Raw genomic sequence first — 21,916 nt, 5'->3', positions numbered from 1 at the left:
TAATGTGTGTATGCAGTTTACCGGCGGTCCGGTTCGATCCGCACGGTCCGAATCTCCCAGGGTCTGAAATCCATGAGGATGCGGTTTCCGTCTGTCTCAATAGGCTCATTTACAGGACACTCCATAAAGTCCACGGCCGCCGCGGATTTCACGGAAAAATTCATGGTCAGAGCCGCCTTTTGGAATTCCTGGCTGTAGTTGATGAGCCGGATGTAAAGGAAGCCGTCCTGCATAAAATGGGTGGAGACCGCCACTGCGTTGTTTTCCTTTTCATATAAGGAAGCATAATGTATGTCATCAGCCGGCCGTCCGCAGATCGTAGTATTATAGTCTTTAAACAGCTTTAAGCTCTCCAGCGGACCGCCGGTAAAAAAGCGCAGGACAAAATTCCACTCGTAATCCTGAAATAGCTTTTTGCGGGCGATGCAGTGGGAGATGCTGCCGCCTTCACTGTCCCGCTTCAGCGTGATCCTTTGGGTACCGAAATTTAAAATGGTAAATCCGCTGCGGCCTTCACCGTCCGTCGTGCGCAGATAGGAGTTGGCGTAGATATCATCCAGCTTAGTTTGTTCCTCGCCGAAAGGATAATCCCGGAAGTAGCATGCCTCTTTAAGATTATGCCGGAATACGCAGTCCGCATTGACATTGAGCGCAGCTCCGGCAAAGAGATGCAGCTGAATCCGGATATCATCCGTGCGGTGATTGAGTGTGAGATCAGCCTCACAGAAAGCGGCAGGTGTTTCTGTAGTGTAGAGCTTAACCAGTCTGCAGCTTAGGCGCATACGGCTCTCATAGGCAGTTTGAAACAGCACTTCTCCGGTGATGCGCATCTGGGAACGCTGATCGGGACAGTGGCGGTTGCCGTCAAAGGCGAAGGTAAAGATCTGGTGGGCCGGGCTTAAGGCCGGGTAGAGCATGTCGTGCTCATTTTCCTTTCCGATGCTGCCGGAGAACGGCAGACAGGAGACAGTGACCCCGCCGACCTTATCTTTTATAATCACTTCCCAGCTTCCCGGCATCCACTCGATTGAGATCCGTTCGCTGCAGATCGAAACGGAACCGCTTTGTATGGTTGCAGGCTTCTGGAAAATGAGGTTGAGCCTGTAATCCTTATATCCGAAAGGAGGCAGTTCGTCCGTAAAGCTCACCGTACAGAAGGTTTGATCCGGGCTCTGACAGGTTACACAGTCCGGCTTAAATCCGTCCGGGTCGACGGCTTCAAGGCGCATTCCGTCCGGGCAGGTACCCTCCAACCGGATTTCAATGGGCTTTTGTCCCTTATAGCCGGAGAAGTTGTACACCCGTACCCAGGTGCTCTCTTCGGGCATACCGATCCTGCCGCCGAGCAGTTCACCGCATTGGCAGTCGATATCCGCATATTTTTTTACAACCAGCGAACCGGCGGTAGTCTGGATGCCGTTTTCATCAAACGCGCGGTATGCCCGGGCGCAGGAAGAGTCATGATTCTGCAGAATCAGTATGTCTTTCCAGCATTGCAGCAGCCGGTCTCCGTAGCCGTTTTGGTTCTGCGGATCCAGAAACCATTGCAGATTTTCCGCAGCCATTACATGTTTTTCAGTTCTGCGGTTGCAGGTCATAACGCGGTCGCCGTCGAACCCCCAGCCGCCTCCCTGATACCAGTCGTTGGCGTAATTGGACTCATCCAGCGGTATAAAAACCTCCTCGGGATGCATGCCGGGCAGCGCTTTTTCAAAGTACTCTCCGAGTGAAACGGGCTGCGCCCCCCATTTTGCAGCCTGCGCTATGGCTTTTTCAAACGGAAGCACGCCCGCGCCCCAGTCCATGCCGGGAACCCATATTTCCACCCATTGGAACAGAAGCGGATTTTCATACTGATTGGTCAGCCGGTTCTCATATTCGCTGTAATCCGCATATTGGCGGACACAGGAGACCATGATATCGTTGGCCGGAATCGTGGGCAGGCTGCTTCCGTCCAAACCCTTCCAGAGGATCATGGAACAGTTCATGGGCATGACCTGTCCGGAATTCTGGTTCTGCAGAGAAGCATACTGAAAGCCGCTTTTAAGCAGCAGCTGCGGCATTTGGGGATGAAACCACTGTTCTTCCACCAGGAAAGCCCTCACATCCGTATCCAGATATTTCTGAATGGTTTTTCTGCCAAGCGTCAGCTGACGGATGTTAAATTCCCATCCGTAATCCTGTCCCAGAGGCTGACCGTAGGTACCGCCTTCCACGGACGCCTTCCCTGCCGCAATATATTCCTTCAGACGGGCGACAGTCTCCGGCGCAATGCGGCTTAACACTTCATAAGTATAGGCATCCAATTCCATGGATGCTTTGACGGTCGGATATTCATCCGCCGCATCCAGCATTTTTTCAACGGTGTAAACGCTGGAAAACCCCTTTTCATATTTTTTCCCTGCATACCACCCCACCGGAAATGCGTATCCGATGCCGCCTTCTGTCCAGTGGTTGCAGAGAAAATAATAAAGTCTGTTGTCGTTTTTCATGGCCCCTCCAAATAAGTAATGCATAATTAATCCGAAATGTACTCGTGTAACATTTCCATTATATTGCACTGTCTCAGAAAAAACAATATACAAATTTTAGAGTTACCAATAAAGCAGCATATGACGGGCCAGAGTACGGTCCTCATCGGGATCCCTTGAAGCCCGCCGGTTCTTTTGCTGCGTAGTTTGCAGCATTAGAACCGCTGCGCGCTTCACGGAGCGAGAGCGTGTCCCGATGAGGACCGTACTCTGGCCCGTCATATGCGGTATGTTTACGGCAACTGTGAACTTGTAACCTGTTTTCTGCGCCGTTACGCTGTTTTGCAGTTCACACTTGCGCGCAGATCCCTCTTAAGCTATGATAAATGCAGGAAAGCCAGAGGAAAGGACAGGATACGAGTGAATACTGAGAAATTGGCCAAGCTGCTTGGAATATCCAGAGGAACTGTCAGCAGGGTGCTGAACAATCATCCCAATGTGAAGGAAGAAACCAGAAGGAGGGTGCTTCAGGCACTGGAACAGTACGACTACACACCCAATGAGACAGCCAGATCCCTGGTTATGAAGAAGGACTACCGCATCGCGGTAGCCGTATACTCGGAACCGGAGTTTTTCTGGAAACAGGTGGAATACGGAGTATCCGCAGCAGCCTGGGAGCTGAAGGTCAGAGGCGTGACGGTGGACTTTCTGAAGACCGATATAGAAAAACCGCAGGAACAGCTTGAGCTGCTCAAATCACTGCGGGAAAGAGGCTATCACGGTCTGGCGGTGGCGCCGAATGTGCCCGGGGTCATCGCAGACGAGGTGGAGCGCATGGGAGAAGACGGTTTTCCGGTGGCGGTGATCAATGCGCCTCTGCCGGGGGTGAGACAGCTCTGCTATATTGGCTGCGATTTCCTGCGTTCCGGAAGACTGGCCGGCGAACTCTTTCTGAAGATGATGGGAGGACAGGGACGGCTGGCCGCTCTGACGCTGAAAGAGCCGGTGGACGCCATAGAGCGGAGAATGGAAGGGCTGCAGCAGGCCCTTTCAAACCAGGATGCAGTAAAACTCACCCGGATTCTGAAGTTTGACAGAAGGCCGGAGAATGTATATGAAGAGGTGATGGAGCTGCAAAACGGTTCCGCACCTGCGGACGGCATCTTTGTCAGCATCGGAGCCCTGGAGCAGACCGCCAGAGCGGTGCGTGATTCCTGTACGGGTGGGGTGCCCTGTGTGATCGGATATGATCTGAATGAGGAGATAAGCGGATATATGGAGCAGGGACTGATTGCGGCATCGATTGGGCATGAGCCGTTCCAGCAGGGGTATTATGCGGTAAAGGTGCTTTATCAATATCTCAACAGCGGGACAGCTCCGGCTAAACCGGCACTGTATACCAAAAGCGAGGCAATATTTGCTGCCAATGCCGGCTGTTATCTCCAGAAACCGCTGGATATGGAGCTATAAAATAGAGTACTGACACAGTATCGCTATAACAAAACTGATATAAAAGCATGAATGCAAAAACATAAATGCAAAAAATAAATGCAAAAGCAAAACAGGCATGGCTCTGAGAGTGACAAAGCCATGCCTGTTTTATAGCGCGCCCGGTGGACGCACGTTTTTATTTTTAGTAGTTTTCTACCTTGCGTTCAAAATAAGCCTTGGGATGTGCACAGCAGGGGCATACCTCCGGAGCTTCCTCACCGTAGTGAATATATCCGCAGTTGCGGCATTTCCATCCCTTAGGAGCATCGCCCTTGAAGGTCTTGTCTTCCTGCAGGCTGGACAGAAGTTTCAGGTAACGCTGCTCGTGAGCCGCTTCCACCTTGGCAACCAGTTCGAATTTTAAAGCCAGATCCTCGAAGCCCTCTGCTCTGGCATCTTCCGCCATGCGCTTGTACATCTCGGTCCACTCGCCATTCTCACCGGCAGCAGCGTCCGCCAGATTTTCTTCAGGAGTTCCGATGCCGTGGATCTCTTTAAACCACATCTTTGCATGCTCCTTCTCCTGATCGGCCGTCTCCAGAAAGAGAGCGGACATCTGCTCGAAACCCGCTTTTTTAGCAGCAGATGCGTAATATGTATACTTGTTTCTGGCCTGAGATTCACCGGCAAATGCTTCCCATAAATTTTTTTCTGTTTTAGAACCTTCGTATTTGTTTGCCATAACTGTAACCCTCCAATATTTCAATTCATATTATGAGCTCATAGATCGCTCATAACGACACCGCGCAGCTGGACACATCATCCTGTGTATATGGGATTCCGGAATGCCTGTGTGCAGGCATTCCGAATAAGTAAATGATAAGACCGAATAGGATAAAAATTAACCGAAATATCTTTCAAGCAGGCCCTTGAAAGCTTTACCGTGGCGAGCTTCATCCCTTGCCATCTCATGAACGGTGTCATGGATCGCATCCAGATTGGCAGCTTTCGCGCGCTTAGCCAGATCCACCTTGCCTGCGGTAGCGCCGTTTTCTGCAGCAACTCTTAACTCCAGGTTCTTCTTGGTGCTGTCTGTAACGACTTCACCCAGCAGCTCTGCAAATTTAGCGGCATGCTCTGCCTCTTCGTAAGCAGCTTTTTCATAATATAAACCAACTTCCGGATATCCCTCTCTGTGAGCAACTCTTGCCATCGCCAGATACATGCCTACTTCAGAGCATTCTCCTTCAAAGTTCGCTCTTAAGTCTTTAATGATATCTTCGCTGACACCCTGTGCTACACCTACCACATGCTCAGCCGCCCAGCTCATATCACCGGCCTGCTCTGTAAATTTTTCCTTCGGTGCCTTGCAGATAGGGCAGAAATCAGGTGCAGAATCTCCTTCATGAACATAACCACATACAGAACATACAAATTTTTTCATTTTCGTTTTCTCCTTTACTTGATCCTCTTTTTTTATTTTGGGTGGCCGCCTGCCGGATGGCCTCCGGCGGCCGTCCACCTGTTTGCTTGGTTGTTAAAAATCAGTAATGATTACTGTTTTAATGTACCACACATGATCTGCAATGTCAAGCGTTTTTTTGGATATTTTTACTATTTACGCAATCAACACATTTTCCGTAAAATAGTGTGCTGTGACCTTGGATCTCACCATCATAAAACTTACCGGCCAGGTCATTCAGGCTGTCTACTGTATCCATGGGAATGTCGTCCACACGTCCACACTCTGAACAGATAAAGTGGTAATGCGGCCTAGTATCAGCGTCAAAACGGTCAACGCCGTCCCCGCAGCACAGTCTCTGGATCTCTCCGATGGAGGAGAGCAGCGACAGATTCCGGTACACGGTTCCCAGGCTGATATTAGGATATTGCTCCCGGATGGCCATATATACAGTGTCGGCAGTCGGATGGTCTTTGCGGGTCATTAAAAAGTTTTTAATCGACTCACGTTGTCGACTGTATTTCAGCATGGCACCCTCCTTATTAAAATAGTAATGATTATTGTTTCTGAAATTATAATAGCAGAGCAGGGGACGGATGTCAAGATTAAAAACAAAATTTTTAGTCAGCCGGTGCTGATGAGGAAAAGCAGACATCCGGCAGAACTTATTCCTAATCCAATCAGCCCCTGGGTAAGGGCCCGATTTTGGATTTCGTATTTCGCGCATCCGGATATCAGTATGCCAATTCCTGCGAATGTCAGTGAAATTCCGATCACTTTGAGCAATACTTTCCGCTGCGTATAGCGTTTCATTCTCAATTCGGCCTCCGCCGTTTCCGGACCGGCGGCCATCATTTTTATGAGCAGTTTATCTTTCAAATAATCATCTCTGGTATACGGCATATTCCATTTCCCTTCAAAAAGTGTACCTTTTGAACAGGATCTAACGGCGGACGATTTTTTCTTTGAAAAGCACAGAAAGTATAAACTATGCCTGAAATTCATTGCGGATCCGCTATTTATTTGATATAACGTACATAGAAAAGCAGCTGTCAAAAGGTACACCTTTTGACAGCTGCTTTTCTATGTATAGATATTATAACCGGTTTCAGCCGACTGCTGCACTGACGTCAGCGGTATTAAGCGGCCGTGCGGATGACGGCCGAAAAGGCGGAGGGTTCTGTCAGATTTTGTCTGCTCCGCGCGCGAGTATCTTGCGGAAATTGACGGCGAAGAGCACCACCGTGGTGAGCACCGCCAGGATATCCGAAATCGGTTCCGCGATGAACAGGCCGTTCGTTCCCAGACCTCCGATCATGGGCAGGATGATTGCCAGGGGGATCAGCAGTATGATCTTTCTAAGCAGCGCCAGGAACATGGAGATCTTAGCCTGACCCAGCGCGATAAAAGTCTGCTGGCAGGCCAGCTGAGCTCCCATGATCAGAAATCCGACCATATAAATCCTAAGCCCGTAGGTGCCGATGCGTATGATTTCCGCATCATTGCTGAAGAGCCTGATAAACGGTTCAGGAAACAGGATCAGTATGCCGGTGGCTATGACGGAAAAGGCGAGAGACGTCTTGAACATCAGGGAAAATGCCTTTTTCACACGGCCGTTGTTGCCGGCGCCGAAGTTGTAGCTTATGATAGGCTGTGCGCCCTGTGCGAGACCCTGCATGGGAAGAAACAGCATCTGGCTCACGCTGAAAAGGATGGTCATGGCCCCTACATAGAAGTCATTGCCGTATTTCTGCATGCCCGAATTAAAAGTGAGCTGTACGAGACATTCCGTGGCCTGCATGATGAAAGGAGCAATTCCCAGCGCGATGACGGGAAGGAGCACTCTTTTGGCTATATGCAGATGTTTCCTTCTTACGCGCAGGATACTTTTGCCGCTGCATAAAAAGGCGAGCACCCATACTGCTGAAACAGTCTGGCTTATGATTGTCGCGAGCGCGGCGCCGGCTACCCCCATATTCAGCACATATATGAAAATAGGATCCAGTATGATGTTGAGCACCGCGCCGATCAGTACCGTCATCATGCTGGTCTTGGCAAAGCCCTGGCAGGAAATAAACTGGTTCAGGCCCAGCGCGATCTGTACGGAGAGCGTACCGGCCAGATAGATGCCAAGATACTGGCTTGCATAAGGAAGGGTCTGGCTGCTGGCTCCAAACAGCATCAGGATAGGGTCCTTGGTAAAGTAAAATACGGCGCAGAGCACAATGGACAGGAGAAACAGGAAGAAAACAGAATTGCCCAGAACTTCTTCCGCTCCGTCATTATCCTTCTTGCCCATCAGGATAGCGGCCCGCGGCGCGCCTCCCATGCCTACCAGGCTGGCAAAGGCGGATATCAAAATAATGATGGGAAATGCGACTCCCAGACCGGCTAATGCGAGTGGGCCTGCCTCCGGTATCCTCCCGACATAGATTCTGTCCACCATGTTATAGAGAAGATTGACAATTTGTGCAAATACTGTGGGCAAAGCGAGTTCAAAAAGCAGTTTCCCAAGAGGCGCACTGCCCAGACGGTTGTTATCAGGTGACATAGTATACTACTTCCTTTCTTAATTAACCGGAGGAAATGATTGTTTCCGGCCCTTTTATTGCTTGTCCGCGCTTCATTCTAAAAGCGCATGATTATAATTATAGGTTTAAAAATTGGGCCTGTAAAGCGGTAAAAGCGGAAATGAAAATGAATATTATATGAAATTAAAAAAAATATATTAAATAGGTCCCCTCACGGGAAAATAAAATTATGTAACAAAATTGTGGCGGATTCGGGAAAAAGGTATTGACCTTCACGTATCGTGATAGTGTACAGTATAGTTAAGGGTTGACACAGACATCCCAAGCCGGCAGGAGGATATCGACAAAGCCCGGTACTGCTTTCCGTTTCGGATGCCGTACTTATAATATATAGAAAGTGGTGATGCAGAATGATGACTGTGAAACAGGTTTCTTCGTTGACGGGCGTCAGTGCGAGGACTCTTCAGTTTTACGATGAGATAGGCTTGTTTAAGCCGACACAGGTAACGGACGCAGGTTACCGCCTGTATGATGAGAGCGCTCTTGAAGAGCTCCAGCAGATACTGTTTTTTAAGGAGCTTGATTTTACACTGAAAGAGATAAAGATAATTATGGACGATCCGCAGTTTAATAAGGCTGCTGCATTTGAAAAGCAGCGGGAGCTGATCCGTATAAAACGCGATCGGTTAAATGCCTTGCTGGGGCTGCTGGATAAACTTTTAAAAGGAGAAAAGTGTATGGAGTTTAAGGATTTTGATATGAGTGAATATTTCCGCGTCTTAGCGGATTTCAAAAACACCCACACGGATGAAATCGTAAAACAGCTTGGTGACATGGAAAGCTTTGACAGGATGGTTGACGGCATGAAAAACCGTGAAAGCGAAATCGCCGAAATGGCTGTCAGGCAGTATGGAAGCATTGATAATTTTACACGGGCTATGGAAAATAATTTTGGAAATTTTCTGAAGAATGGCCCTGCAGTGGACAAAGCTCTGGTGGACAGCCTCATCAGAAGAACCGATGAGCTCACGAAAACGCTTACCTCTGATCTGACCTGTGATCCAGCATCCCCAAAAGTGCAGGAAGCGGTGGAAGAGCTGATCAATTTTACCAATGAAAGCAACAGGGGCATGGACATGGGGGCCGGTTACTGGCCGGCTATAGCGGATTCCTATATGACCAACCCTGCCTATATGCAGGTCAACGATCAGAAATACGGGGACGGCGCATCGCGGTTTATCGGACTCGCAATTAAAGCTTACCTGGAGAGGCAGTAGATCTGTGATATGACGGAAAGGCAGGGGTGGAGACATGTTTAAAATCGCGTTTAAAACAACGGCGGTGCAGCTTTTTCATAATCTTAGGGGGCTTACGCTGGTGCTGACCGTTCTGGTACTGGCGCTTTCCTTTCTGGGTATAAACGGTTTGGAGGTTCCGATCTGGGGCGGTTATTTCACTCTGTATGCCGTGAAATATATAAACCGTTATGAGGACCGGATCTGTTATATTCTGCCTGGATTTGACGGGCAGTACGGACGGTTCCTGAAATATAAGTATTGCAGCATCATGCTGATGAACCTGTTTATTTTGGCCCTGTTTTATCTCATCAGCTATCTCTTTCTTAACTGGGAGCCGGAGTCAAAATGGATATTCTGGAATCTGTTTTACTTCTATATGATGTTGATGGGTGTATACGGCGCCTTTGTAGGAGAATATAAATCGCTGTCCCACCGCATGCAGATCTGCTATTCCGTCAATATGACGGGCATGCTGTTTTTTATGATTGTGCCGGCCCTGCTGTGCCTGTTTACTATAGGGGATTGGGTCAGAAACGGGAGCATCATGATATCCATTGGCATACTGATATCGCTGATCACCCTGCTGTATGAGGAACGGCAGATACTGGCTGCGGTAAACGCGGAGGAATATCACCCTCAAAAAGGAGACGGAAGATGAACATCTTACTATCCAATCAGAGCAATACTGCGATCTATGAACAGATTGTCAGCCAGATGAAGGACGCGATTATCAATGGGGAGATACTTCCGGAGGAACCGCTCCCTTCCATCCGGGCCCTGGCGAGAGGTCTGCAGATCAGCGTGATCACCACGAAGAGGGCTTACGAGGAGATGGAACAGGAGGGGCTGATCTATTCGGTGCCCGGCAGGGGCTTTTACGTCTGCAGGCAGAACACGGATTTTCTCAGGGAGAAAAAGGTGCAGGAGATCGAGAAACAGATGCAGAAGCTGATCGCTGACTGCCGCCGTGCGGGCCTTAGCTGCGCCGATATGACGGACATGTTAGAGATACTGTACCAGGAAGACGGAACACAGGAGTGACGGATATGCTGGAAGTAAATGGGTTGACAAAGAAGTGGAGGCATTTCGCGCTGAAGGATGTCACATTCCGCATTGAGCCCGGGTGTATTATGGGGCTGGTCGGCAGGAACGGCGCGGGTAAAACAACGGCCATAAGAATGATTGTGGGCGGGTTAAAACCGGATAAAGGCGATGTCCGCATCTGCGGGTACGATCTTTTGAGGGAAGGGCAGCAGGCCAGGGACCGCATCGGTTTCATCCTGGAGGCCATGCCGTTTATTCAGGAATACACACTGGAGGAAAACGCCGGGTTTTTCGGGCCACTGTATTCTGTATGGGATATGGATACATTTAGACGCTGCCTCAAGAGATATGACCTCTCCCCTGATATGAGCGCTAAATCACTCTCACGGGGCATGCGGGTTCGGTTCCAGCTGGCATTTGCGCAGACACGGGAATGCAGGAGATGAACTGCTTCAACGGAGATCGAAATCCGATGGAGAGAAGAGCCGGCCTGTCCGATATCATGTATTATATGATCAAGAGACAGACCGTCAGCAATAAGGAGCGGGCAAAATGAAGAAAATAAGAAACAATTCCAATATCGGCGGGACAGAGTACAAAGAATCCGCCCTGGAGTCCGGACTGAAGGCTTTGGAGAATCGGCAGAATACCTGGATCGGGGTTTACGGTCTGCTGACATTTGTATATGGGATCACGCTTTTGTTTGTCACGTATTTTCCGGTAAGCTTTTTGCTGCAGTGGGTATTTTTGTGTCCACTGGGCCTGACCGTGCTGCGGCTGTGCCCGCTGTTCTTTTTCTGGAAGGATTCCAGGGGGGAGTCTATACCAGGGCTGCTGTGCTATTATCCGGCAGATAAGGGGCAGCTTAGAAGGATCTGGCTGGTGCGCAATCTTAGAGCCTGTGTTCTTACAACGATGTTCACCTTGATCCCCATAGGCGTTATGGCCGCCAGAAAGATCCCCCTCATATTTCTGTTCTGCATCCTCCTTTCTGCCGCCGGATCCTGGATCGGCGGCACGGGCCTGGCACTCTGTCAAAAAATAATCAATTAACTATTTCTTTTTTGAGGAATGTGGGGTATAATATCGACAGATATTATACCCCGCGCTGATTTCCTATCTGCTGCGGTATAATAGTCCCCCTAAGACAGAAGCCTGTTTTGCTATATTTCCACACAAACGGGCATCTTATATAAGAAGAACAAAACGGAGGTAATAATCATGTTGGTACCGGCAACGGAAATGCTGAAAAAGGCAAAAGCAGGACATTATGCGGTAGGTCATTTTAACACGAACAATCTGGAATGGACAAAAGCAATTTTACAGACTGCACAGGAACTGAATTCCCCGGTAATCATCGGCTGTTCCGAGGGCGCAGGAAAATACATGACGGGATTTAAAGTGGTAGCCGACATGGTGAAAGCCATGATCGAAGAGATGAACATCACGGTGCCCGTAGCGCTGCATCTGGATCACGGAACCTATGACGGATGCATGAAATGCATTGAGGCAGGTTTCTCTTCCATCATGTTTGACGGATCCCATTATCCGATCGAAGAGAATATTGCAAAGACTAAAGAGCTGGTTAAGATCTGTGCGGAAAAGGGCATGTCCCTGGAGGCAGAGGTAGGCGCCATCGGCGGTGAGGAAGACGGAGTAATCGGCAAAGGCGAATGCGCGGATCCGGATGAGTGCAAGATGATCGCGGATCTGGGTGTGGACATGCTGGCGGCCGGTATCGGCAACATCCATGGCAAGTATCCCGCTGACTGGCCGGGACTTAGCTTTGAGACGCTGGCAGCGGTCAGCGAAAAAGTTGGCGAGATGCCCTTAGTTCTTCACGGCGGCACAGGGATTCCGGAAGACATGATTAAGAAGGCAATTTCCCTGGGTGTATGCAAGATCAACGTGAATACGGAGTGCCAGCTGTCATTTGCAGAAGCGACCCGCAAATATATTGAAGCAGGCAAGGATCAGCAGGGCAAGGGATTTGACCCCCGTAAGCTGCTGGCACCTGGATTTGAAGCGATTAAGGCAACAGTAAAAGAGAAGATGGAATTATTCGGTTCCGTCGGTAAAGCCTGAAGATAAAACGGACACTTTAAAGCGCGGCGGCCAACAGGAGTACATCCTGTTGGCCGCTGCCGTATCGGTTAAAATTCATGAGTGCTTGCGCGCTGTGTCGCGTACAGCAAAACAGGAGTGGAACGGTTGAAGAAGAAAAAAGCCAAAGGCTCACTTATCGGCAATATCGTGCTGATCCTTGCGGTAGCGGTTTTCCTTTTTGCTGCCTGGCAGCTGGTCAGCGCATATATGGAATACAAGAAAGGCACCGACGAATATGACCGGCTGGAAAAGCTGGTGGAGATTCAGACTGAAGAACCGCAGCCGGGCAGCAGCGCCGTGCAGGCAACTGCGGATCCCGGGGAAAGCCAGCCGGAAACAGAAACGTCCTCCAGCGCAGAAGAAGCCCCCAGGCTTCAGTTTACCGGTGATCACAGCGAGTTGAAGGCGATCAACAGCGATTATGCCGGCTGGCTGTTTATGAACTCGGAGATCAGCTATCCCGTTGTGGCTGCGGATAACAATGACTATTATCTGACCCATACTTTTTACGGTACCAAAAACAAGGCGGGCACACTGTTTTTGGAAGCGGCTCTCCCCTATGGCATGCAGAGCAAAAATGTCATTATCTACGGACACAACCTGAAAAATGACAAAATGTTCGGCACCCTGATGAAATACCAGGAACAGAGCTTTTACGATGAACACAGGTATTTCCAGATATTTACCGAGTCGGGAACGATGACCTGTGAGATATTTGCGGCTTACACGACTACCGCAGTGAGCGATGCCTACACCTATGGATTTGGCAGCGATGAACTGTTTCTGGAGTACATAGATACGATGAAAGGATGGTCCGTGATAGATACCGGCGTAACGGTGGAAGCCGGCGATCAGATCGTGACATTGTCTACTTGCACGAATGTCAACGACGGCAGGTTTGTGGTTCAGGGCAAAGTGATAAAATGAAAAAAATGCTTGCAAAATCCGCGTATCTGATGTATTTTATTAAAAGTAGAGTGTAGATGAGCACAGTAAATAGGCGTTCCAGGTAACTTGGAATGCCTTTTTTTCACTAAGAAAATGCGCCCTATTAAATAAAAATGCTCCGCAGGCGGGATTCTTATTTAAATAGGAGAGAGGATAATCTTATGAGCGAAGTTATGAATGTAAGCGAAATGTTCGGCGAATATGTATTTGACCTGTCGAAAATGAAAGAACGGCTGCCCAAAAAGGTTTTTGCTGAAGTGAAAAGCATGATGGAGACCGGCGGGGAGATGTCCATCGAGACCGCGGATGTGGTTGCGAAAGCCATGAAGGACTGGGCGGTGGAGCATGGCGCCACCCATTATACTCACTGGTTTCAGCCGCTTACCGGCATCACGGCGGAAAAACATGATTCTTTCGTATCCTCTCCGGATGAAATGGGACGCATGATCATGGAATTTTCCGGAAAGGAACTGATCAAGGGCGAACCGGATGCCTCCTCCTTTCCTTCCGGGGGCTTGCGTGCGACTTTTGAGGCGAGGGGTTATACCGCCTGGGACTGCACGTCTCCTGCGTTTTTAAAAAAGGATGCTGTGGGAGTGACCCTCTGTATTCCTACCGCGTTCTGTTCCTATACTGGTGAAGCGCTGGATAAAAAGACTCCTCTGCTGCGTTCCATGGAGGCAGTCAGCGAACAGGCGCTGCGAATCGTGAGACTGTTCGGCAACACGGAGGCCACCAAGGTGACCGCATCCGTGGGACCGGAGCAGGAGTATTTTCTGGTGGACAGGGAGAAATACCTACAGAGAAAGGACCTGATTTATGCGGGGCGCACGCTGTTCGGGGCTCAGCCGCCCAAGGGTCAGGAGCTGGAGGATCACTATTTCGGCACCATCAGGGAACGCATCGGCGCATTTATGCATGATCTGAACCTGGAGCTTTGGAAGCTGGGGGTTCCTGCAAAGACACAGCATAACGAGGCTGCCCCCGCACAGCATGAGCTGGCCCCGATTTATGAGCAGGCCAATATTGCGGTGGACCACAACCAGATCATCATGGAGACTATGAAAAAGGTGGCGGGCCGCCACGGTCTGACCTGCCTTCTTCACGAAAAGCCGTTTGAAGGCGTGAACGGCTCCGGCAAGCATGACAACTGGTCCATTATAACGGATAACGGCGTCAATATGCTGGATCCGGGCAAGACACCCAATGAAAACATACAGTTTCTGCTGGTGCTGGCCTGTATCATGAAGGGTGTGGACACCCATGCGGATCTGCTGCGCCAGTCCGCTGCCGATGTGGGCAATGATCACAGGCTGGGAGCCAATGAGGCGCCGCCGGCGATCATATCCATGTTTTTGGGCGAGCAGCTGGAGGATGTGGTGAGCCAGCTGATTGAGACGGGAGAGGCCGCCACCTGCATTGAGGGCGGCAAGCTGGATACGGGCGTCCGTTCCCTGCCGGTCCTTTCCAAAGATGCGACCGACCGCAACCGGACATCGCCGTTTGCCTTCACCGGCAATAAATTCGAATTCCGCATGGTGGGCTCTTCAGATTCCATCGCAAGCCCCAACACCACGATCAACGCGATTGTGGCGGAAGCGTTCTGCGAGGCGGCGGATACGCTGGAAAAAGCCGATGATTTCGACCGTGCCGTGCATGATCTGATCAAGGAGTATATGACCAAGCATCAGAGAATCATCTTCAACGGTGACGGCTATTCAGAGGAATGGGTGAAGGAAGCCAAGCGGAGGGGCCTGCCCAACATCAAGTCCATGGTGGAGGCGGTGCCCAGTCTCGTAACCGAGAAGGCCGTACGGCTTTTCGAAAAGTTCGGCATCTTTACCAGGGCGGAGCTGGAATCAAGAGCTGAGGTGCTGTATGAGACCTATTCCAAATGCATCAATATCGAGGCGCTGACCATGATCGATATGGCTACCAAGCAGATCGTGCCTGCGGTAATTTCCTATACCACGGAGCTGGCGACTTCATTAAGCGCGGTAAGGGATGCCTGCGCAGAAGCGGATGTATCCGTGCAGAAGGAGATGCTGATTGAGGTGTCGTCATTGCTGGCCGAGATGAAGCGCGCACTGAAGAAACTGAAGGAAGTAACGGCAAAGGCCGCGGCCCAGGAAGAAGGCGAGGCTATGGCGCATGCTTATCATGATGAAGTTATGCCGGCAATGGACGCGCTAAGGGCGCCTGCGGATGAACTGGAAATGCTTGTAGACAAAGAATTCTGGCCGTTCCCGTCCTATGGGGATCTGATCTTCGAGGTGTAGGTATCAGTTAGAATAATAAAGTCACTCCCTTCCGAGTTATGGAAGGGAGTTTTTTCAGGTTAATTCTTCATTAATTCTTAATAATTCACATTCCTGTTCTTAATTTCTCCCGGATATACTTAGTTTCAGATGAAACAAAATGACGGGGCTCACCGGCAAGTGCAGCTGCAGGGGATGAACCGTTAAAAATAAGTCTCTTCTATGCTATAATAAAACATACCGTCGCTGATTGCTTCTAAATCATGCGAATCCCCGTCAGGGGGGCGGCAGGCTATTGCCGCGGTATAAACGGAAAGCGGGGTGATGATGATGTATGAAATATTAGTATGTGATGATGACAAGGATATCGTGGATGCCATTGAGATTTATCTGATGCAGGACGGATATCATGTGCTTAAGGCTTATGACGGGCTGGAAGCGCTGGCGATCTTAAAGAGCAGGCAGGTGCATCTGCTGATTATAGATATTATGATGCCTAAGCTGGACGGGATACGGGCCACGCTGAAGATACGGGAAACTTTGAGCATACCGATCATTATTCTGTCGGCAAAGTCCGAGGATAATGATAAGATACTGGGATTAAATATCGGTGCGGATGATTATATTACAAAGCCGTTTAATCCGCTGGAACTGACCGCCCGGGTGAAATCCCAGCTGCGTAGATACACGATGCTGGGATCCATGGTGGAGCCTAAGACACAGGTATATCAGACCGGCGGGCTGATGGTGGACGACGATAAGAAAGAGGTTACGGTGGACGGCGAACCGGTGAAAATGACGCCCCTGGAGTACAATATACTGCTTTTTCTTGTACAGAATGCGGGCAAGGTTTTTTCAATCAATCAGATCTATGAACAGATCTGGAATGAGGAAGCCGTCGCGGCGGATAATACGGTAGCGGTACATATCCGCCATATCAGGGAGAAAATAGAAATCAACGCGAAGGAGCCCCGCTACCTGAAGGTGGTATGGGGGATCGGATATAAGATTGAAAAGCTGATGTAGCGGAAATGGAGGCAGCTATGAAGGATAAAAACAGATTTTACCGCAGGCCGTATAAGGTGATCGCGGTTGTTTTACATGTGCTCTGTATTGCAGTGCTGATCGGCGGCGTGATCGCAGGCAGGCTGGTGATGGAGAAGGGATACGGAAATCCTGGCAGGATTTTAAGCCAGAAGGAAGATTATGAGAATACCAAGGAGTTCGGATACCGGTTCTATGATGACGCCCAGAGCGTGGTAGAGTTCACATGGATGAAGGAAATTTTTGAAACGAACGGAAACCTGGATATGTCAAAGCCGGCCCTGGTGGTTAAAAATACGGACGGCAGTACCAAGATATACAGCCTGAAGGACCTTGCCAGCGTGACGATGGAAGGGAATTATTATCCGGCGGGTGACGGCAGCAGTTACGGCAGCTATTACGGTTCGGCATACGATACAGGCGAAACTGTGGTGATACAGGGTGGCTCGGATTACAGCGACTATATGGATATGCTGGACGAAGAATATGAAAGCGTGCTGGAAGAGCTGGAAGAACTGGAGATGCAGGCCTCAAATTACACGGACGAGGAAATGGAAAACGAATATACCGCGATGATAAATGAGCTGTATAACAGACTGAAGAGCATAAGCGATGAGATGAATGAATACAGCAGCAATTATGAAAATACCTACGATAACTGGTATGGATACGGTTATGAGGGAGGAAGCTGGGAGACTGTCGAAGCGGTATGGTTTGTATGCAATCCCGACAATCCTCTGACCTATACGGAAGGAAATAAAGAGAATGTGTCCAGAAAAGCCAGCCTCTACTACTTTGAGAACAGGACGGCCGATCTTCTGAACCGCTATAATATGTTAAATGACCGGTTTATGGATAACCCCAGCAATCTGGAGTTTATCGTTAACGGTAGTCTATCCCTAAAAAACACGGCTCATACGGCGGAGGAGCTGCAGAGCACCGGCAGGTATGTGACCGTAACGGGTGACGGATCTTCTTACAGGCTGGATCAGAACCTCGGCAAATATCAGATGCAGCAGCTGGTACAGAACGCACAGCGCTATCATGTGCTGGAGGACAATAAGGGATCGGTCACTGTCGCTGTGAACACCTCCTTCGGTGCGGAAGATCTGTATGCAGATGCGGACCGGAGTATACGACAGCTGCGGGAAACCGTGAAGCTGTTCTGCATACTGGTTCCCATAGCGGCGTTTATGTTCCTTCTCACACTCATCTACATGATCCGGGGAGCGGGCAAGAATGTGAAGGCAGGGGAAGTAAAGACCAACTGGCTGGACGGATGGCCCCTTGAGGTGCTGCTGTTAGCCTGTGCGGGCGGGATCTTCATACTGGGCCTGATCACGCGGTATTACATCGGAAATTATATGTTCTATGGAAATTACGATCTCGTCCTTTTTACGGATTCGGCCCTTGGTCATGTGCTGGCGGTTTCCGTACAGCTTGTGCTGACCGGCGTCTGGTACCTGCTGGGCCTGACAACCGTATTGAGCCTGATCCGCAGAAAACGAAAAAAAAAATGGAATGCCGTCATCCTGCCATGGCTGTATAAACGGGCAAAAGAGGCATGCAGAGTATTATCTGTAAATACAAAGCTCTCTACACAGGTGCTGTTTCTGTTTTTGATCTGGACTCTGGGGGCGGCTGCTCTCACCGGTATTTTTGTGGCAGGAGTCTATCAGTACGGCTTTGGCTATAACGGGCGCTATCTGGGATATTTCTGTCTGGCCCTGCTGGCAGCGGGCCTCTTAGCCACTGCGGCGTTTCTGGTGAGAAAAGCCATCCAGCGTGACCGCATCCTGGAGGGAACCGGGCGCATTGCAAAGGGGGATGTGGATTATAAGCTGGATCTTGCGAAGCTTAGCGGAGGAGAAAAAGAGCTGGCGGATCAGATCAACCATATCAGCGACGGGCTGCAGACTGCGGTGGAGACGGCCATGAAGAGCGAGCGGATGAAAACCGAACTCATCACCAATGTATCCCACGATATAAAGACGCCGCTGACCTCCATCATCAACTATGTGGATCTCCTGAAGCGGGAGAATATCGAAGACGAGAAGGTGGGCCAGTACCTGTCCGTGCTGGAGCAGAAATCCAACCGCCTGAAGGTGCTGACGGAAGATCTGGTGGAAGTTTCCAAAGCCAGCTCAGGCAATCTGGCGCTGGAGATGGAGACTCTGGATTTCGTACAGCTGGTTACCCAGGTCAACGGGGAATTTGCCGAGAGATTCGGCGCGAAGGATCTAAGGATGATGGCGGATCTGCCCAACCAGCCGGTGTATATCAAAGCGGACGGCCGCCGTGTGTGGCGCATTTTGGATAATCTGTACGGCAATGTGGTGAAATATGCTCTGGAACACACGCGGGTATATATCAGTGTGGAGCCGGGCGGAAGCGGAGCCAGCGTATCCTTTGTAATTAAAAACATTTCCGCCACGCCCATCACCATGGATGCGGCGGAGCTGACTGAACGCTTTGTGCGCGGTGACCTGTCCCGTACCAGCGATGGCAGCGGGCTGGGTCTGTCCATAGCCAAGAGCCTGACCGAATTGCAGAACGGCAGCTTTGAAATCTATCTGGACGGTGATCTGTTCAGGGTGACGGTGACGTTCCCGGCGGTGAGCGAAAGCTGAGAACATGCCGGATGCCCATGTAGTTATTTAAAATAAGTCCCGCGGCGGCGCTCGAAAGCGTTAGCGCCGCGGGACTTATTGAGCTTCCTTGTAGGCTTCTGCCGCCGGATCACGGATTTCGTAGACCCTGTGCCATTCCTTGGTGTCATTATCCTTGACGGTTTCGCAGCGGTTGCGGTAGAGAAAGCGGACCAGCTGGTAGCAGTCCACCCAGATCTCACCGTTGCCCTCCTTCTGGGATTCATCAAAGATCAGCTGCAGGCCGAAATGCAGATGGGTTTCATCGATGTTGTTGGTGTTTTCTGTAGCGCTGTAGCCTGTGCGGCCCATATAGCCGATCACATCTCCTGCCTGCACCACACTGCCTTCCTGGAGAGACTGATTGTATGGGAAATTTTTTCGCAGATGGGCATAGTAATAATAGCGCCTGCCGTCAAAGCTTCGTATGCCAAGCCTCCAGCCGCCGTACTGATTCCATCCGATGCATTCCACATAGCCTGACTCGACAGCGACTATAGGTGTTCCCGTCTGCCCCATCATATCGTGTCCCAGATGCCGGCGCTTGTAGCCATAGCTCCTTGAAACCCCGAAATCGTCATAGTCGCTGTAGGGGAAATACTTGGCCACAGGGAGGAACCCCTTCAGGCCGTACCGGCTTTCCCATACTTTTTTTTCGGGAGCCGTCTCATCCGGAACTTCGATCTCGTATTCCCCCACTAGGCCGCCAAGCACCGCGGAATAGGCTTCCAGATAGTAGCTGTAGTATTTCATGTCCTTTGTGGTCTCTTCCATGGTGGTTTCTTTATTCATAATTTTGGATGCCAGGACGGCCATGTCCTGTGCGGCTTTCGTGCCCACCTCACCGCCGTGCTTCGCGCCGGCATAAGCCAATAGCTCGATCCAGTTAACCGGCGTATCGGAACTGTGGCTGTCCACGTCACAGGTGTATGCCGTATCCAGCGCCTCATAATCCACGTTGAAATCCACCCATTTTATGAAATCCTTTTTGACCTCATCCTCTGGTCCGGAGGCGGATTCATCCGTACTTCCGGATAGGGTGCTGCCGGATACGCTGCTGCCGGAAGCGGCTGCAGGATGTATATCATTGCTTAGATTTTGCCAGAGAATGATGAAAACCAGAAGGCCTAAAAGGATGGCCTCACAGGCTATGGCGTAGAGAATGCGGAATCGACCGGACATAAATGCTCCTGTTCTGCGGATGGGCCGCTGTGCTGCGGCCGGATGGTATTATGCTGCGAAAGCAACCTGCCGCAGACAATCCCGCGAGCGGGATTTCTTTTTATTTTATAGATATGCACGTGCATTAAAACAATATGCTTACAGAAAACCTTAATGATTTTGTTTTTACATTTAGTTGCAGTTGTTTCCATAATCATGTAAAATAAGAATAAGCAACTGACTATGAAAAGGAATTGTTATTTAATGGGAGTCTGGCAGCTCCCATGAGAAAATGAGGAGTATTATGAAAAAAATCATGTGTGTGCTGTTTGCCGCCATCATGATCTTTTCGCTGTCTTCCTGTATGGCAGGAAATAACAGGGAAACAGAATCCACCGATTTCCGGACAGAGACACAGACGGCAGAAACGACAGAAAGCATAACAGCAAGGACCACGGAGGAGGAAAATGCATCGGGTACGGAACTGGCTCTTATAACCGTTGCGGGCAGCATGGAGGATAATCCTTTCAATCATGGGGCCTGGGAGGGGCTTAAACAGTATGCCGCAGAGCATGGCGTGACAGCGGGGCATTATCAGCCCAAAGAAACGACGACGGCGTCGTATCTGCAAGCGATTGCGGCGGCGGTGGATAAGAACGCCCGGCTGATCGTCTGTCCGGGATCGCTTTTCGAAGACGCCGTAAGCCAGGCGCAGGAGAGATATCCCGACGTGAAGTTTATTCTGATCGATGGCGTGCCTGTCAAGACGGATGAGTCGGGTGAAACCAGGACCGCTGTCGCCGCCAATACCTACTGCATACGCTATGCGGAGGAACAGGCGGGCTTTCTGGCCGGGTATGCCGCGGTATTTGAAGGTTATACGAAGCTGGGGTTCATCGGCGGCATGAAGGTGCCGGCAGTCATCCGCTACGGCTACGGATTTGTACAGGGGGCGGATTATGCCGCCAAAGAGCTTGGCATAAAAAATGTGAGCATTAAATACAATTATACAGGTTCATTTGAGGCCACTCTGGAGACACAGGCCCTGGCCGCGTCGTGGTATCAGAGCGGCACTGAGCTCATCTTTGGCTGTGGGGGAGCGGTGGGGAGTTCCTGTATGGCTGCAGCTAAAGCCGCGGATGCCAAGGTGATCGGCGTGGATCTGGATCAGTCGGAACTGTCGGATACGGTCTTGACATCCGCGATGAAGGAGCTGCGCATACCGGTATACGATGCCGTAAAAGCATTTTATGAGGGTACCTTTCCGGGCGGGACCGTGCAGGTCTTTGACGTAAAGAACCACAGCATCGGACTGACTATGGACAATTCCGGATTTACGAAGTTCACTTCGGAGGATTATGAGCGGATCTGCCGGGTGCTGCAGGATAAAACCGTGCTTCCCGAATTGGTGACGGATGCGGACAGTGCGGAGATCCTGCCAGTGGAGATGGTGAAGATAGAAGAAATTGTACAGTAAAGGCAGATGAAAGGGCAGAAGCAGTTACCGATAGAGA

General features: G+C 50.2%; 20 protein-coding genes. 13 read left to right on the top strand and 7 right to left on the bottom strand.

What is annotated here, in order from left to right; all coding sequences use genetic code 11:
* Positions 1-17: 17 nt before the first annotated feature.
* On the bottom strand, positions 18-2,492 hold the full coding sequence (locus tag DWZ56_RS06345) for a glycosyl hydrolase-related protein (protein ID WP_158584472.1): 2,475 nt from the start codon (positions 2,490-2,492) through the stop codon (positions 18-20).
* A 399-nt stretch (positions 2,493-2,891) separates the two neighbouring features.
* On the opposite strand from DWZ56_RS06345, the gene DWZ56_RS06340 reads away from it, so the two are divergent.
* Positions 2,892-3,941, top strand: a complete 1,050-nt coding sequence (locus DWZ56_RS06340) for a LacI family DNA-binding transcriptional regulator (protein WP_158584471.1) — start codon at positions 2,892-2,894, stop codon at positions 3,939-3,941.
* A gap of 163 nt (positions 3,942-4,104) precedes the next feature.
* Here the strand turns inward: DWZ56_RS06340 and rbr are convergent, their stop codons facing one another.
* From rbr to DWZ56_RS06315, 5 genes are all read right to left on the bottom strand, one after another.
* A complete protein-coding gene (gene rbr / locus DWZ56_RS06335) occupies positions 4,105-4,644 on the bottom strand; it encodes a rubrerythrin (protein WP_118555536.1) in 540 nt (179 codons plus the stop codon).
* Positions 4,645-4,803: 159 nt separating this feature from the next.
* Complete coding sequence (locus tag DWZ56_RS06330; RefSeq protein WP_118555535.1) at positions 4,804-5,346, bottom strand: NADH peroxidase; 543 nt, start codon at positions 5,344-5,346, stop codon at positions 4,804-4,806.
* A gap of 145 nt (positions 5,347-5,491) precedes the next feature.
* Entirely contained in the window at positions 5,492-5,893 is a 402-nt protein-coding gene (locus DWZ56_RS06325; protein ID WP_118555600.1) for a Fur family transcriptional regulator, read from the bottom strand.
* A 95-nt stretch (positions 5,894-5,988) separates the two neighbouring features.
* A complete protein-coding gene (locus DWZ56_RS06320; protein WP_118555534.1) occupies positions 5,989-6,267 on the bottom strand; it encodes a hypothetical protein in 279 nt (92 codons plus the stop codon).
* A 280-nt stretch (positions 6,268-6,547) separates the two neighbouring features.
* Positions 6,548-7,915 (bottom strand): MATE family efflux transporter, encoded by a 1,368-nt coding sequence (locus tag DWZ56_RS06315; RefSeq protein ID WP_118555533.1) that lies wholly within the window; start codon positions 7,913-7,915, stop codon positions 6,548-6,550.
* A gap of 390 nt (positions 7,916-8,305) precedes the next feature.
* Here DWZ56_RS06315 and DWZ56_RS06310 point away from each other — a divergent pair, with 390 nt between their 5' ends.
* From DWZ56_RS06310 to DWZ56_RS06265, 11 genes are all read left to right on the top strand, one after another.
* Entirely contained in the window at positions 8,306-9,172 is an 867-nt protein-coding gene (locus tag DWZ56_RS06310; protein ID WP_118555532.1) for a MerR family transcriptional regulator, read from the top strand.
* A gap of 34 nt (positions 9,173-9,206) precedes the next feature.
* Entirely contained in the window at positions 9,207-9,851 is a 645-nt protein-coding gene (locus tag DWZ56_RS06305; protein ID WP_118555531.1) for a hypothetical protein, read from the top strand.
* Positions 9,848-10,234, top strand: coding sequence for a GntR family transcriptional regulator (locus DWZ56_RS06300; RefSeq protein ID WP_118555530.1), 387 nt, complete (start codon positions 9,848-9,850; stop codon positions 10,232-10,234). The genes DWZ56_RS06305 and DWZ56_RS06300 overlap by 4 nt, the downstream gene beginning before the upstream one ends.
* 5 nt (positions 10,235-10,239) lie before the next feature.
* Positions 10,240-10,683 (top strand): ATP-binding cassette domain-containing protein, encoded by a 444-nt coding sequence (locus DWZ56_RS06295; protein ID WP_118555529.1) that lies wholly within the window; start codon positions 10,240-10,242, stop codon positions 10,681-10,683.
* Complete coding sequence (locus tag DWZ56_RS23300) at positions 10,671-10,793, top strand: hypothetical protein (protein WP_279220277.1); 123 nt, start codon at positions 10,671-10,673, stop codon at positions 10,791-10,793. The genes DWZ56_RS06295 and DWZ56_RS23300 overlap by 13 nt, the downstream gene beginning before the upstream one ends.
* On the top strand, positions 10,790-11,290 hold the full coding sequence (locus DWZ56_RS06290) for a hypothetical protein (protein ID WP_118555528.1): 501 nt from the start codon (positions 10,790-10,792) through the stop codon (positions 11,288-11,290). Before DWZ56_RS23300 ends, DWZ56_RS06290 begins: the two co-directional genes overlap by 4 nt.
* Positions 11,291-11,458: 168 nt before the next feature.
* Positions 11,459-12,322: a class II fructose-1,6-bisphosphate aldolase gene (gene fba / locus DWZ56_RS06285; RefSeq protein WP_118555527.1), complete on the top strand. Its 864-nt coding sequence runs from the start codon at positions 11,459-11,461 to the stop codon at positions 12,320-12,322.
* A 126-nt stretch (positions 12,323-12,448) separates the two neighbouring features.
* Positions 12,449-13,270, top strand: a complete 822-nt coding sequence (gene srtB / locus DWZ56_RS06280; protein WP_158584470.1) for a class B sortase — start codon at positions 12,449-12,451, stop codon at positions 13,268-13,270.
* A 182-nt stretch (positions 13,271-13,452) separates the two neighbouring features.
* Positions 13,453-15,570, top strand: a complete 2,118-nt coding sequence (locus tag DWZ56_RS06275; RefSeq protein ID WP_118555525.1) for a glutamine synthetase III family protein — start codon at positions 13,453-13,455, stop codon at positions 15,568-15,570.
* A gap of 309 nt (positions 15,571-15,879) precedes the next feature.
* A complete protein-coding gene (locus tag DWZ56_RS06270) occupies positions 15,880-16,575 on the top strand; it encodes a response regulator transcription factor (RefSeq protein ID WP_118555599.1) in 696 nt (231 codons plus the stop codon).
* A gap of 17 nt (positions 16,576-16,592) precedes the next feature.
* Positions 16,593-19,223, top strand: coding sequence for a sensor histidine kinase (locus DWZ56_RS06265; protein ID WP_158584469.1), 2,631 nt, complete (start codon positions 16,593-16,595; stop codon positions 19,221-19,223).
* Between the two features lie 75 nt (positions 19,224-19,298).
* On the opposite strand, the gene DWZ56_RS06260 is transcribed toward DWZ56_RS06265, so the two are convergent.
* Positions 19,299-20,423, bottom strand: a complete 1,125-nt coding sequence (locus DWZ56_RS06260; RefSeq protein WP_118555523.1) for a M23 family metallopeptidase — start codon at positions 20,421-20,423, stop codon at positions 19,299-19,301.
* A 283-nt stretch (positions 20,424-20,706) separates the two neighbouring features.
* On the opposite strand from DWZ56_RS06260, the gene DWZ56_RS06255 reads away from it, so the two are divergent.
* Positions 20,707-21,879 (top strand): BMP family lipoprotein, encoded by a 1,173-nt coding sequence (locus tag DWZ56_RS06255; protein WP_243095104.1) that lies wholly within the window; start codon positions 20,707-20,709, stop codon positions 21,877-21,879.
* Positions 21,880-21,916 lie beyond the last annotated feature (37 nt).

The sequence above is a fragment of the Lachnotalea sp. AF33-28 genome (assembly GCF_003477885.1).
GTDB lineage: Bacteria > Bacillota > Clostridia > Lachnospirales > Lachnospiraceae > AF33-28.
This window is presented reverse-complemented; position numbering and strand designations above follow the sequence as displayed.